The sequence below is a fragment of the Spirosoma validum genome, assembly GCF_014699035.1.
In the GTDB taxonomy this organism is placed as follows: Bacteria; Bacteroidota; Bacteroidia; order Cytophagales; family Spirosomataceae; genus Spirosoma; species Spirosoma validum.
This window is the reverse complement of record NZ_JACXAA010000006.1, coordinates 1-14,287: the sequence shown is the minus strand read 5'-3', so window position 1 is coordinate 14,287 and position 14,287 is coordinate 1. Positions and strand designations below refer to the sequence as shown.

13 protein-coding genes are annotated in these 14,287 nt (G+C 46.2%); 5 read left to right on the top strand and 8 right to left on the bottom strand.

What is annotated here, in order from left to right; genetic code table 11:
* The first annotated feature begins 1 nt into the window (after position 1).
* The 3 genes from IC230_RS16590 to IC230_RS16580 all read left to right on the top strand — a co-directional run bounded on the left by IC230_RS16590 (position 2) and on the right by IC230_RS16580 (position 1,579).
* Complete coding sequence (locus IC230_RS16590; RefSeq protein ID WP_191040171.1) at positions 2-847, top strand: TPM domain-containing protein; 846 nt, start codon at positions 2-4, stop codon at positions 845-847.
* 190 nt (positions 848-1,037) lie between these two features.
* Positions 1,038-1,223 carry a hypothetical protein gene (locus tag IC230_RS16585; protein WP_191040170.1) on the top strand — a complete coding sequence of 62 codons (186 nt, stop codon included), beginning with the start codon at positions 1,038-1,040 and terminating at the stop codon, positions 1,221-1,223.
* On the top strand, positions 1,208-1,579 hold the full coding sequence (locus IC230_RS16580) for a hypothetical protein (RefSeq protein ID WP_223860693.1): 372 nt from the start codon (positions 1,208-1,210) through the stop codon (positions 1,577-1,579). The genes IC230_RS16585 and IC230_RS16580 overlap by 16 nt, the downstream gene beginning before the upstream one ends.
* Here IC230_RS16580 and lpcA read toward each other — a convergent pair.
* Positions 1,540-2,112: a D-sedoheptulose 7-phosphate isomerase gene (gene lpcA, locus IC230_RS16575; protein ID WP_191040169.1), complete on the bottom strand. Its 573-nt coding sequence runs from the start codon at positions 2,110-2,112 to the stop codon at positions 1,540-1,542. The genes IC230_RS16580 and lpcA overlap by 40 nt on opposite strands.
* Positions 2,113-2,196: 84 nt before the next feature.
* Positions 2,197-3,969, bottom strand: a complete 1,773-nt coding sequence (locus IC230_RS16570) for a hypothetical protein (RefSeq protein ID WP_191040168.1) — start codon at positions 3,967-3,969, stop codon at positions 2,197-2,199.
* 134 nt (positions 3,970-4,103) lie between these two features.
* On the opposite strand from IC230_RS16570, the gene upp reads away from it, so the two are divergent.
* Positions 4,104-4,751, top strand: a complete 648-nt coding sequence (gene upp / locus IC230_RS16565) for a uracil phosphoribosyltransferase (RefSeq protein ID WP_191040167.1) — start codon at positions 4,104-4,106, stop codon at positions 4,749-4,751.
* A 60-nt stretch (positions 4,752-4,811) separates the two neighbouring features.
* On the opposite strand, the gene IC230_RS16560 is transcribed toward upp, so the two are convergent.
* The 4 genes from IC230_RS16560 to cysM form a co-directional block, all read right to left on the bottom strand.
* Positions 4,812-5,453 carry a LolA family protein gene (locus IC230_RS16560; protein ID WP_191040166.1) on the bottom strand — a complete coding sequence of 214 codons (642 nt, stop codon included), beginning with the start codon at positions 5,451-5,453 and terminating at the stop codon, positions 4,812-4,814.
* A gap of 149 nt (positions 5,454-5,602) precedes the next feature.
* Complete coding sequence (locus tag IC230_RS16555; RefSeq protein ID WP_191040165.1) at positions 5,603-8,179, bottom strand: FtsK/SpoIIIE family DNA translocase; 2,577 nt, start codon at positions 8,177-8,179, stop codon at positions 5,603-5,605.
* Between the two features lie 129 nt (positions 8,180-8,308).
* Entirely contained in the window at positions 8,309-9,358 is a 1,050-nt protein-coding gene (locus tag IC230_RS16550) for a quinone-dependent dihydroorotate dehydrogenase (RefSeq protein ID WP_191040164.1), read from the bottom strand.
* A gap of 93 nt (positions 9,359-9,451) precedes the next feature.
* Complete coding sequence (gene cysM / locus IC230_RS16545; RefSeq protein ID WP_191040163.1) at positions 9,452-10,324, bottom strand: cysteine synthase CysM; 873 nt, start codon at positions 10,322-10,324, stop codon at positions 9,452-9,454.
* A 288-nt stretch (positions 10,325-10,612) separates the two neighbouring features.
* Between cysM and IC230_RS16540 the strand changes: the two genes are divergently transcribed.
* The gene (locus tag IC230_RS16540; RefSeq protein WP_191040162.1) at positions 10,613-11,068 is read left to right on the top strand and encodes a LytR/AlgR family response regulator transcription factor; all 456 of its coding nucleotides are present in this window, start codon (positions 10,613-10,615) and stop codon (positions 11,066-11,068) included.
* Positions 11,069-11,166: 98 nt separating this feature from the next.
* Here IC230_RS16540 and IC230_RS16535 read toward each other — a convergent pair whose 3' ends face one another.
* Entirely contained in the window at positions 11,167-12,870 is a 1,704-nt protein-coding gene (locus IC230_RS16535; protein ID WP_191040161.1) for an AMP-binding protein, read from the bottom strand.
* Positions 12,871-13,873: 1,003 nt separating this feature from the next.
* The coding region (locus IC230_RS16530) for a hypothetical protein (protein ID WP_223860692.1) at positions 13,874-14,287 on the bottom strand (414 nt) is incomplete at its 5' end.

Sequence of the window (14,287 nt, the reverse complement as noted above, 5' to 3'; positions counted from 1 at the left end):
CGTGAACGTTTCCTTTCTTGTTTCCTCTATTACCCGAACAGTACGTATCTGCCTGATCTTCCTGTTGCTTATTGCACCAGTCGGTTTACAGGCACAGGATACCGCTACCGACGACGGGACGACGGCCAGCACAGCTATTCCCGATAAGCCCAATCCACCTCGTCTGGTTAACGATTTCGCAGGTATTTTAAGTGGTTCAGAGCGTTCTCAACTGGAACAGAAGCTGCGAGCTTACAATGACTCTACATCAACGCAAATTACGGTTGTTATCGTTAAAACGACGGAACCGTATCCTATCGGTGATTTTGCGTTTCAGGTAGGACGAAAATGGGGTGTTGGACAGCAGGGAAAAAACAACGGTCTGGTGCTGGCCTGGGCTACGCAGACACGAAAAATCTTTATTGCCCCAGGGTATGGTTTAGAGGGAGCTATTCCTGATGCAATTGCCAAGCGGATCATTACCAATACAATCGTACCTGCTTTTAAACAGGAGCAGTATTATCGGGGATTAGACGAAGCTACAACCGAAATTATCCGCCGGGCTAGTGGTGAATATAAAGCTGACCCTAAAGACAACAGTGGTGATGACGAAGGGTCGGGAGCCATTTTTATTGGATTAATCATTTTTCTGATTATCATTTTCATCATCGCACGTCGAAACCGCGGGGGCGGCAATAATCGTAACCGGGGTGGTGGTTGGGGTGGTCCTGTCTTTTTTCCGACGTCAACGTATTCGGGCTGGGGTAATTCGGGTGGTGGCTGGAGCGGAGGAGGCAGCAGTGGCGGTGGTTTTGGCGGATTTGGTGGTGGTAGTTTTGGTGGTGGTGGCGCCGGGGGAGACTATTAAGTTACGGTTCATCACGGCATTCTTGCCAGTGAAGGGGCTTTACGGACCGTTCAGTGAAAAACGAAATTTCCTTTAGGCCGGCTTACTTTTGGGCATTGATCTTCCCACCAGTATGTCATCCGTTGTCAGTCGCTGTTATTTACTTCTAATCTTTCTCCCGTTTTTCTCGTTCGCACAGACCAATTCAACTGTGCCAAATACCGCGCAATCCGACGTCGTACAGCCTGATACGACGCGCGAAGAGGCTGTCGACCAGCAAACACTTAATGAGCAAATGGCAACTGGTAAGGCCGTAATTTTTGGGCCTGCGAAAAAGCCCAGTACGGCCGGGGTTCTCTGGTACTGGCTCCCATTCCGCACATGGCGTTTACAATGAGTGGCGAGATAAACAGTTTCAGAAGCGTAGGTCAGTACTCGGGAAATATTGGGTTATACAGTATCGAAAGTCGGATGGCGGTTAATCCGCGACTACAACTGATCAGTTTCTTCCAGCGTAATACGTATACGGATAAAAATGTCTGGAATATCCGGCTGGCGTGGGAGTTTCAACCCTTTTCGTTTCTGTACATTGTCTACAACAAAGGAACCTTTGCTGGGTCTGCCAGAGCCATCGATCGTCAGCAGGAACAACACATTATTGGGAAGTTATCGTATTTGAAACAGTTCTATCTGTTAAGCTGCACACGCCTGATTCAGATGACTTGCTTTTCAATGAGCATGATAAATAGGTGAATGACTTTAATGTGAATTTCCTGAATACGATCGGCATAACCGAAATGCGGTACCCGAATTTCAACATCGGCCTGACCAGCTAGTTTGCCACCATCTTTGCCCGTCAGTAAAACCACTTTCATGCCTTTTTGTCGAGCCGCTTCGACAGCACGGATTACGTTCGCTGAATTGCCACTTGTGCTTAATCCCAGCAGTACGTCACCAGCATTACCTAAACCTTCAACAAAGCGGGAAAAAACGTAATCGTAGCCATAATCATTACTGACGCAGGAAAGATGACTGACATCCGAAATCGCAATAGCGGCTAAAGAACGGCGGTCGCCACGGTAACGGCCAGAAAGCTCTTCGGCGAAGTGCATCGCATCGCAGTGAGAGCCGCCATTACCGCAGGAGATAATTTTATGACCATTTTTAAGCGCATCCGCCATTACTATGGCTGCTTGTTCTATGGCAGAAAGGTGATCAGGATTATTAAGAAATGTATCTAAAACGGACTGAGCTTCAGTCAGTTCCTGACGAATAAGATCAAGCATGGAAAGTGATAAATCGTGAATTCGTGAAGTCGAAGGAAAATACAATGGTGCAAACTTACTGATGCCTTACGACTTTTACCATATTCAGAATACCCAGTTGCGATAAGGCATATTCCATCGTAAACCAAAGCTGGCTGTCTGATCAGTATAACTATCGGGCCGATACTGGCTATCCTGAAAACGATACATATAACGTCCTTCCAGGAATATATTGTGCCGAAGCATGTAGGATGCCCGCAGATCCAGATACGTAATGATCGTTTTGCGACCTTGCCCAATAAAGTTGCCCTCATTACGAACGCGGCCGTTGTAGTCCTTCAAGATATTACCTCCGTAATTAAGGTCGTTTGCAGGATCGGCCCCGTACATCATAATACCAAAAATACCGTTGCCCGTCAGCCGCTTTTGCTGATAGCGAACAATGCCGATTCCTTCCAGAAAATTAGCCCCCAACGGATGTGCCAGTGGTTGATTGTAATTGGCATAGTTCGTCTGGCCAGAGTTTACGGTTGCTGAGCGCTCGTGGGAGTAGGTAAACGGACGTGCCAGGTTGAATTCGGTCTGTAAATCAAGATTCGGTACGTTAAATGCGTCGATATATTTTGCTCCAAGTTGTATGGCAAATTTATTGGTCCAGTCGCCCTTACCCTCTCGTAGCGCTTTAAGGCGAAATTCATCAATCATGATCTGGGTATAGACCAGAAACTGCGATAGAAAATTGGCTTTAAAATCAAGACCAATCAGAGCGTTGTCGGCGCTTCCCTGACTCGACTCAACGTAGCGATACAGGATAATTGGATTCAGATAGCTAATATCCAGGCGATCGCGGCTAAAGACTTCGGCTTCGAAAACACCGAGGTTCATGTGGTCATTTATGTTGACACTCAGATGGTGAATAGCCGTGAACTTCTGCGGAATCAGATGATCGCCTGCTGGCAAAGGTTGTTGCTTGTTTTGCAGCGAAGAAAACAGGTTCGTATACTGAATCCGTTTGCCCAGACGTGTCGTTAACTTCAGAAAGAGAGAAGCCGGGGCATTATCTGAGAGTAAGAGCGAACGAAAGCCATTGCCGAAAAAATTTCGATCGTGGCCAAACTGTATATTGATGACCTTAAGCGTATTCAGCGTTATGTAGCCCCGTGCGGATAAGTAATCAACTGCCCCGTTGGAACCAAATGGTTTAATAAAGCCCTCGCCCGGAGCAGAATTTGTGGAATCACCTGAATAGATTCGGCCATACTGACGAATGTATTCGGGATAAGAAGCCTGCGTATCGGAGAAAAACGTATAGAATCCTAGCTTACGACCGATTGAACCCCGTATCTCCAGACCCCGTGTGTTTACGAACATGAGCCGTTGGTTGCTGGCTAAAGCATCTCCAGAAGTGTTCTCAATGCCAAGACCAACATAAAGCGCTGGATTAATGTGGAGGTCAATATCAGGCGTCTGTAAGCTATATAAGTCAGCCTTTTTATGATAGAAATGTTTCAGGATAGGTTCTCGACTATCGCCCGGTGCAAATGGTGTCCGCAGATGCTTCGTAAACGGGTCTACCTGAGTGGAATCATTAGGATCTACCCATTCCCAACTGTCATTACGTAAATAATCGAAATTAAAATAATCGGAATCAGAGAAGTTTCTACCGGGATGCGATAACAAACTGTCCGTTAACTGAATAATACTTTGGCGATTATAAGGCTTTACAGTACTATGAAAACCGTCGGCCCAACGATTCTGGCGGATTTCCAGCCGATCGATGAGATGATAGTAATCTGCGTTAAGTGGTACGAAAGGACTCTGTGCCTGAACAGTTAACGAAAGAACTAGAAAACAGAAAACGTAAACGTTGCTGCGCATGTAAATAACTGACTGTCGACCCGTTGTGTCTATTTTTTAGACTTAGTGGAGCAAATGAATCGCTTAAATTAAAAGATTGGTTTGGATATACGCTAACCTTGCGGCTAATTTAGAGCGAACGAACCCCACTCTTTATGTTTGTTTTCGCACAACAATCCTCATTAGCTAATCAATTTATGGCCGAACTTCGTAACGTATCCGTTCAACAGGATCGGCTACGGTTTCGGCGAAATCTGGAAAGGCTGGGTGAATTGATGGCCTACGAAATTTCAAAAAAACTATCGTACCAGAACGTAGCCATTCAAACGCCACTGGGTATTGCGAACACGCAGGTACTTCGGCAACAGCCTGTTCTGGCCACTATTCTTCGGGCGGGATTGCCATTTCATCAGGGGTTCGCCAATTATTTCGACCACGCCGAAAACGCATTTGCAGGCGCTTACCGAGGACCTTCACCAGGCGGAGATGATGAATTTGAGATTGCTATGGATTACATCGTAAGCCCTGATTTGAGTGGTAAGGTGCTTATTCTCTGTGATCCGATGCTGGCTACAGGTCGTTCGCTGGAAAAAGTTTATCACGCGCTGTTACGGTACGGCATTCCAGCACAAACACACATTGCTTCGATTATTGCCAGTCCTGAAGGGGTTCGTCACGTGCAGCAACAATTACCGCAGTGCCATCTTTGGCTGGGTGCTATTGATGATCACCTCAACGAGCATTATTATATTGTTCCAGGGCTGGGTGACTCGGGCGATCTGGCGTTTGGCGAAAAAGTATAACAGTCCTAAGTCGTCAGTACGTAGCAATCGTTGTTGAATCGCTACGTACTGACGATTTGTTTATCGTAAATCCACGACTTCAACGCCGGGGTACTTCGCTTTATCGAAGACAAAAAGGGCATCCGGTACGTTTACATCCGGTGTGAATTTGGTAATCGTATATGACGTCCGCTTTCCATCCTTGTTCACGATCAACCAGTTGCGAACAGATTTGTCTGCTTTATCCACCGAAATCTGGATGGTTGCAATGGGACTCTTCGGGCGATTAGGCGTCAGTTCAATGACTTCAACTGTCCGACCGCCCTGCTTTTGTTCTTTCAAAAAACGATAATCGAAACCGCGTTTATAAATGGTGTAAATCTGTGTCGGGTTAAGCTCGCTGGTGCCTGCTCCTTCGTAATCCTGTACGTTAACTTCGTTCGATTCTTTAATGTAGGTAGACATCGTTTTACCGTCTGTAAAAACTTCCTGTCCACCCAATTGTAGTCTAAATTTTTCGTTTTTAACGGTTAAGTCGCCTTTGTAGGATTCTTTCGTACCACCGCCTGCACTGGCGTAGGTAAAAGCGGCCTGATATGATTTGAGCGATTTATATTTTTTGCTCATCGCATCTAAAATGGTTTGTGCTCGTTTGTCTTTCTGAGCGAAAGCAGGTAGCGTCATGATAAACGCTACGCTTAGCATCCATGCTATTTTCTTCATTTTTATAGGTGTTACTCGTAAATGCGGGAGTGTGAGTCACTTCAGCGAATCGTCTGGTAGTAGAGACCAGAAATTAATAGAAAAGTTTAACGAAACTAAGTCGATAACCCGTCGCCGTGGTTTTCAGATAGCCATCAGAATAGGCGTATTTATTCGCCTTTTAGCCGCTTAAGCATCTCTTCCAGCGTTTGTAAATCCAGTACCAATACGTCGCGGGCTTTACTACCTTCAAACGGGCCGACAATTTTTGCTGCTTCCAACTGATCGACCAAACGACCAGCGCGGTTATAGCCTAGTTTAAGCTTTCGCTGAATCAACGACGTACTACCCTGTTGATGAATAACAATAAGCCGGGCCGCTTCATCGAACATAGGATCGCGGTTGGCAAGGTCTACATCTTTATCGTCATTCTGTCCGCCATCATCGCCAACAAACTCAGGGAGAACGTAAGCATCATCGTAACCACGCTGGTTGCCCACGAACTCGCAAATCTCTTCAATTTCATTTGTGTCAACAAAAGGACACTGGAGACGGATGATATCAGAATTAGACGACAGCAGCATATCACCCTGACCAACCAGTTGTTCAGCTCCGCCGGTATCTAAAATAGTCCGGGAATCGATTTTTGAAGTCACTTTAAAGGATAATCGCGCCGGGAAGTTAGCCTTAATAAGTCCCGTAATGACGTTCACGGAAGGTCGCTGCGTAGCAACAACGAGGTGAATACCAATAGCCCGCGCTAACTGGGCAAGACGAGCGATAGGTTGTTCAACTTCTTTTCCGGCAGTCATCATCAGATCGGCTAATTCATCGATGATCAGGACGATATACGGCAGAAAGCGGTGTCCTTTTTCTGGGTTAAGCCGACGTTTTACAAATTTCGCGTTGTATTCTTTCAGGTTCCGACAGCCTCCATCTTTAAGCAGGTTGTAGCGATTGTCCATCTCAATACACAGCGAATTCAGGGTATTCACAACCTTCTTCGTATCGGTAATAATAGGTTCCTCCGAATCGGGTAGTTTGGCCAGGAAATGCCGTTCCAGCTTATTAAACAGAGTAAGTTCAACCTTCTTGGGATCAACCAGTACCAGTTTGAGTTGCGACGGGTGTTTTTTATAGATCAGTGATGTAAGTAATACGTTCAACCCGACCGATTTCCCCTGACCTGTAGCACCCGCCATGAGCAAGTGAGGCATTTTGGCCAGGTCTGCTACGTATATTTCGTTCGATATAGTTTTGCCCAGTACAACGGGTAAATCGAACTTGCTGTTGTTAAAGACGTCGCTTGTGATGACCGAGCGCATCGAAACCATTTCGCGGTTTTTGTTAGGTACCTCGATACCAATGGTTCCCATACCGGGCATAGGAGCAATGATCCGTATGCCCAGCGCTGACAAACTCAGGGCAATATCATCTTCCAGACTCTTGATTTTGGAAATTCGCACTCCTTTAGCCGGTACGATCTCGTACAACGTAACAGTAGGACCAATAGATGCCTGGATGGAGTCAATTTCAATGCCGAAGTTACGTAACGTATTTTCGATACGTTCTTTATTCGCCGTTAGCTCGTCGTCAGAAACATTCGCTTTCCGGCTGTTCTGATAATCGGTCAGTAACTCGTTGGTTGGATACTGATACTGCGGCAGATCAAGGGTTGGGTCGTATAAACCATGAACGGCTACCAGGTCATCATCTTCGAAGGGGTCAGGTTCAAATGTGGGGGCAGGTGTTGCGCTAAGCTCTTCTTCGGGTAAATCATCAGCTACTGCCTCCCGATTTTTAATCGTCAACGTAACCCCCGTTGTTTGCGCAATTACATCAGGCGAAGCGGTTTTCTCAGGAGCAGTGGAGACATGATCATCAGCCAGATTACTGATCGGCTCTATTTCGTGGTTGTTCTGAGCGTGTTCAGCTTCGGGTTTATTCGATAGATCTGGCTCATCTTCTTCATCCTGCTCTAACTCAAGCTCGCTCTCTTCGTAGGTCTGTAATGCATTTTCGTTACGTGTCCGGGATTTTGGCAGGCTGGGACGGGAGAAATCAGGCATTTTAAGATTCCGCACGTCGATGAAATAGACCAGGAAAAAGAACAGCAAAAAGCATATAAAGGCCAGATTTCCCCAACCGAATAAGCCATAGAGCGCTACGTTCATCTCATAGCCAACACCGCCACACCAGACACTCGCTGTCTCGGCCGATTTTGAAACGAGTACAACGTAGCCCAGCATGAGGCTAGACCAGACCGCCATAAAAAGCAGGGCTGCCGTTGTTCGACCCAACGGTAAAATCTCATGGCCGAAAGTAAGCTTGAAGCCTGCCAGAAAAACAATAATCGGTATAGCTAATGCTCCTACGCCAAACCAGCGGAAAACAAAAACATGCGCTACGTATGCTCCGACTAGACCAACCCAGTTCCGAGTCTCTGTAGCTGATTCTGCCAGGGGTTCAGTAAAAGCAGCTCCTACAACGCTCTGATCGGCTGGACCATTTAACAGATAAGAGACAAACGCCACCAGTAATCCGAGGCCCAGACCCATAAGCAGAACGCCTAGTGTCAGGGTTGAACGCTGATCGGTGAGCCAACGGTCAAGTGCAGAGCCCCAGTTAAAGGAAGGTTGTCGGGGTTTGCTGCCAGAAGGGCCAGTGGTTATGCGAGGGCGGGGTTCGTTACGTTCGACAGGGCGTCGGATAGTATTTTGGCGTGGAGATGTCGTCGGCTGTGCCATGCGTTAGTGGTGGTGCTTAGCGGCAAGTAAATTTGCTTCTTTTTTAACGAAAAACCACGAGGATTTGATTTTACATTTCACAAATGTAAACTAAAGTCACCAATCGCAGGCTTTTCTGATTATACGGTTTTAGATGGATTTCAGCAGGCCACGATTAATTTTTTTGGCTAGACCCGGGCCTTCATAAATAAAGCTGGTATACACCTGGATCAAGCTGGCTCCGGCATTCAATTTCTCTTGAGCATCTTCTGCCGAAAAAATGCCACCTACTCCAATAATTGGGAATGAGCCCCCCGATTTTTGGTGCAAATAGCGAATCACTTCAGTCGACCGATTTCGCAGTGGAAAGCCGCTGACACCGCCCGCACCTAGTTGATTGACCAGAGCCTGGTCCGTTGTCAATTGATCGCGACTGATGGTTGTGTTGGTGGCAATTACTCCTGAAATGCTTGTATCAGCTACAATGGCAATAATGTCGTCTAATTGACCATCTGTCAAGTCAGGGGCAATTTTAAGGACAATGGGTTTCGGTACAGGGCGCTGGCGATTTTCCTGCTGGAGAGCCGTTAGAAGCTTTGTTAAGGGCTCACGCTCCTGCAAATCGCGTAGGCCGGGCGTATTGGGCGAACTGACATTGACAACGAAATAATCAACCGTATCGAACAACTCGCGAAAGCTGGTCAGGTAATCACTAAGCGCGTTTTCGTTCGGCGTATCTTTGTTTTTACCAATATTGCCGCCAACGATTACTGGCCGGTTACTGCGATTCTGAGCAAAAGACCGAAGTCGTCCGGCTGCCGGACCTGCTCCTTTGTTGTTAAAGCCCATTCGGTTAATCAACCCTAAATCTGCTTTTAAACGGAACAAACGGGGGCGGGGGTTACCGGACTGCGGCCTTGGCGTTACCGTACCAATTTCAACGAAACCAAATCCTAAATCACTCAACTCACTAACCAGCTCGGCATTTTTATCAAACCCGGCAGCCATACCCACTGGATTCGGGAACGTTAATCCAAATACGGTACGAGTTAATCGCGGGTCTTCCAATACGTACAGCTTCCGGCAAAGAGCTGATAGGCCAGGAATCGATAAGGCAAATTTTAGCAAAGAGGTAACCGTATGGTGAATCGTCTCAGCATCGAAACGGAACAGAATGGGCAGAATAATTCGCTTATACATAAGCACAAAGATAACGTAGCACCAATCCTTGGAATGGGCGTGCGCTGGAAAAAGATTCTATAAGCCAGCTAAACTGATCCGACAATTCGGTAATCAGCCAAATAAATCTGAGGACAGATACCGATCTCCGCGATCGCAAATGATGCAAACGATGACGCCTGACTCCAGTTCTTTCGCTAACTGAACGGCAGCATGAACGGATCCACCACTGCTCATACCGGCGAAAACCCCTTCGATATTCGCCAGTTTGCGTGTCATGACTGTTGCTTCATCAGCCGAAACTTCCATGACCCGGTCAACGCGTTGAGGATCGAAGATTTTTGGTAAATATTCTACCGGCCACTTTCGAATTCCCGGAATCGACGAACCATCTGTAGGCTGGCAGCCTATGATCTGTATGTCGGGGTTCTGCTCTTTCAGATACCGGGAAGTACCCATGATGGTGCCCGTTGTACCCATCGACGAAACAAAGTGCGTAATACTTTCCGACGTATCTCGCCAAATTTCGGGTCCAGTAGTCCGGTAATGCGACAGATAATTGTCAGGGTTGGCGAATTGATTGAGCATTAGATAACCCCCTTTCTGAACTTGCTCATCCGCATAATCGCGGGCGCTTTCGATGGTTTCGGTTAGAATCACTTTTGCGCCGAAAGCTTCCATCGTCAGGACGCGCTCACGCGTAGAGTTTTGGGGCATTACCAACTCGATGGGAATGTCGTAGAGCCGGGCAATCATGGCCAGTGCAATACCGGTGTTACCACTGGTAGCTTCGATGAGCGTCATGCCTGGTTGTAATTCGTTCCGGGCAATCGCGCCCTGAATCATACTGACGGCGGCTCGGTCTTTTACACTGCCTCCCGGATTATTACCTTCGAGTTTACCGTATAACGTAACGTTAGGATTGGGATTTAGTCGGTTCAGTTCAACTAATGGAGTATTCCCGACCAAATCAAGCAAGGTTGCCATGCTGATTAATGAAACTTGTTCTTTGTGATAATCAAGGTTAAAGCAAGATAATAAGTTCGTAAGCTACACGTATCGGATAAAATCAGGCCGCTGTTTGTCGGATTTGAACGCTCCTTTTTTTGTATATGAACAAAGTATATAGATTTCATGTAATATTTTTTTATGAAAGCTAATGGCTTGATTATGAAATTTGTGTAAACTTGCCATTAGAGAAACCTAAACGTGAGCTTTGTAAAAAATAAGCGTTTTGGCGTTTCGTTTATTCACACCTTTATTTCTTGAATTAGCATGAAAGCACCTTTATTCGCTAGGCCGCTTACCAATGTACATCTTGAGCAAATTGCTGACCAATTTGCCATGTCAGATTTAACTCTTCCTTTCTGGGGATGTCGGAAAAAAATGCCGATGCGTCTCATTGTTCGGCTGGAAGGGGAAGGGAACTATACGGTTTTTCACTTTTCTGACGGGAGCCAGCTGATGGTCTCGCTGACTCTGAAAAAAATGGAGAGTCGTCTGTCACCGAGAGTCTTTGTCCGGCCTCATAAAAAAAGTATTATAAATCTTCTGTATTTAGAGAGCGTTAATCCAGATCGGCAGCAGATGAGCGTAAGTCTTGTCAACGGTGATCGGATCGAAGTTTCCCGACGGAAAGCCAGTCGGTTTATCAAACAAGTGAGAGGGTTTCAGCAGGAACTGATGGATATCGACGCAAAACCAACGGCACCAATCGTTGTGGTAGCGTAACTACGTATCAATCCCGCGCTGAAGGTGCTGAGGTAATTGCTCAGGCTGTTAACCTTTAGCGCGGGATTGATAGCAAGTATTTTGAGACTAAATATCCGCTACTTTTTCAATTTCGCCATTTCCTCGTCGCGCAACGGACGGCGCAAAATTTTCCCAACATTCGACTTGGGTAATTCATCACGGAATTCAATAATTCGGGGAACCTTGTAAGGAGTCAAGTTTTCACGACAAAAAGCTTTGATGGTTTCTACCGTAAGACCCGGATCTCTTTTGACCACAAAAATCTTAACCACTTCGGTCGATTTTTCGTCGGGTACGCCGATACAAGCCACTTCGGATACACCTGGGCACTGCGATACGACTTCCTCGATTTCATTCGGATATACATTGAATCCTGAGACCAGAATCATGTCTTTTTTCCGATCAACGATTTTGAAGAAACCCTCTTCATTCATTACGCCGACATCGCCAGTTTTGAACCAGTCGCCCAGCATCGCCTTGGCTGTTTCTTCGGGTCGGTTGTAATACCCCTTAAATACCTGTGGCCCACGCGCCACAATTTCGCCTGCCTCGCCAATGGGGGCGTCGGTACCGTCGTCCCGAATAATTTTCATCTCCGTGCTCGGCCAGGGAAGACCAATGGTTCCGACCCGTACGGTACCGTCTACAGGATTTGAGCTGAGCACAGGTGAGGTTTCGGTTAAGCCGTATCCTTCGCAGGGTGTATTTCCGGTTAGCTTCGCCCAGCGTTCTGCAACAGACGTTTGTAAGGCCATGCCACCTGCTGAAGTGACTTTCAAATGGCTAAAATCTACTTCACCGATGCGGGGATGATTCAGTAGACCGTTATACAACGTATTGACGCCGGTAAATCCTGTTATCGTATATTTTTTCAGGTCATCAATAAACGCGTTAAGATCCCGCGGGTTGGTAATCAGTAGATTCATAAACCCCCCCTTCAAGGCTGCTAGCGCGTTTGTCGTCAAGGCATAGACATGGTAGAGTGGCAGGGCGGCAACAAAAACGCCTTCTCCAGCCGGAATATGCGCAGGTCGCAGCCAGACATGTTGCGCTTCCACATTGGAGATAATGTTCCGATGGGTTAGCATCGCTCCTTTCGAAATGCCGGTTGTGCCACCCGTATACTGCACAAAAGCCAAATCCGTATTGTTGATCGAAACAGACCGAAACGGCTGACTACTACCCCGACTTAACGCATCATTGAATGAAATGGCATCGGGTAGGTTATAATCAGGCACTAACTTCTTAACGTATTTGACAACCGCATTAACGATTTGCTTTTTGGGAAAACCCAACAGATCGCCTAATTGGGTAACAATCACGTGCTGAATATCTGTTCGGTCAATGATTTTTTCCAGATGACTCGCAAAGTTGGCCAGAATGACAATAGCCTTCGCCCCCGAATCCTTGAACTGGTGCTGCATCTCACGGGGCGTATAAAGCGGATTAGTGTTAACAACTACTAGCCCCGCCCGTAGTGCACCAAACATGGCTACCGGATACTGCAACGTATTGGGCATCTGAATGGCGAGTCGGTCGCCTTTATGAAGCTTCAATTCATTTTGTAAAAACGAAGCAAACTGTTGTGAGAGCTTATCCAGTTCGCTGAAAGTGATCTGTTTTCCCATGCAGGCATAAGCCGGGCGATCACTAAACTTTTGACAACCTTCCTCCAGGAGAGCGGCTAAAGATGGATAAGCATCGGGGTTAATTTCTTCCGGGACCTCTTTGGGATAAAATCGGCGCCAGGGATATGCATTTATAGTCGATTGCGTATTCATGAGGAGCATACAAGGTTTAGGGCAAAAACAGGTTGCCGTATTTATTGAATAGGCCAGATAGAATATCGACCCATAAAAAATTGTGCCAACGGAAAGTTAATCGGCAATCCCTTCTGTTCGGTAAATATGCCAAAAGAACGAATTGGAATCATTGATACGTACAACAAAACTACAGAAATTGTTCTATTGTGTTTACTGCCAAAGTTAAGCCTTTTTAGCATATACAGAAACGCCGAAACCATAGGCTCCGGCGTTTCTAACTTGACCGTTTGCTTGCTTATTTGACCGCTCGTACAAAAGCACGGCTTAAGCATGCAACATCGAATGAAATAAATGCGTCATTCGTATGACGCCTAACAGCGTTTAAGTTAAGAAAAGAGTGCCAAAACGCCGGACTTATATTGAGACCGGCGTTTTTTGTATGCACTACGTGCAATATAGTGATTTCTTGATAATTTGATGTAGCAACAATTTTTGAGATGCTTATCATCGAAAATAAAAAAGCCTGCTGCTAGGTAGCGGCAGGATTAGTGCTCCCGAAGGGAGCATAAATAGTGTTGATAATCAATTAGTTGTGCATATTTTTTTGATTGGTTGACGGAATGGTTGACGGTTGACGCAATAAGGCAAAGTATTTATTCGTCAGTTGACAGTCTGAATGATGAGGTTTGTATTTTTACCCTTCAATCGAGCGGCCTTAACTGGCTACTTGGTTTGGTCAGAGCCGGGCGGGTGGTTCCCCCGGTTCATTGGGTCGGGTGGGTGGTTCCCCCGACCCGTTTTTTTATCATCTAGCTGGTAGGACTAAATCAGTATCTTTGCACTTTACAATACAAGTATATAAAGCAAAAACCAGCCCGATTCTGTCAGGCTGGTTTTTTGTTATCAACCAAAATAGTTACCCATTATTACAAATTATTCAGTATTAATACAAGATATTTTAACTATGAAAAAATTATTATCTCACCATTATATCACAGTTTAAATACCTTGTACTGATGATTTAACTATACCAATAGGCATCCCGAATTTGACCATTAGGGCCAATCCACCACAACTCCATACTACCCGGTATTCTAGAGACTGCACTTATATCACCACTGGTGGCCGCGCTACCTGCTGAGGCTAATTCGTATCGTTTCCACGGATTACCATCATACCAGTAGGCGTCCTGTATTGACCCATTGGCACCAATCCACCACAACTCCATACTACCCGGTATTCTAGAAACCGAACTTATACCACCACTGGTGGCTGCACTACCTGCCGGTGCCAATTCATATCGTTTCCACGGATTACCATCATACCAATAGGCGGCTTGGACTGATCCGTTAGCACCAATCCACCACAACTCCATACTACCCGGTATTCTAGAAACCGAACTTATACCACCACTGGTGGCTGCACTACCTGCCGG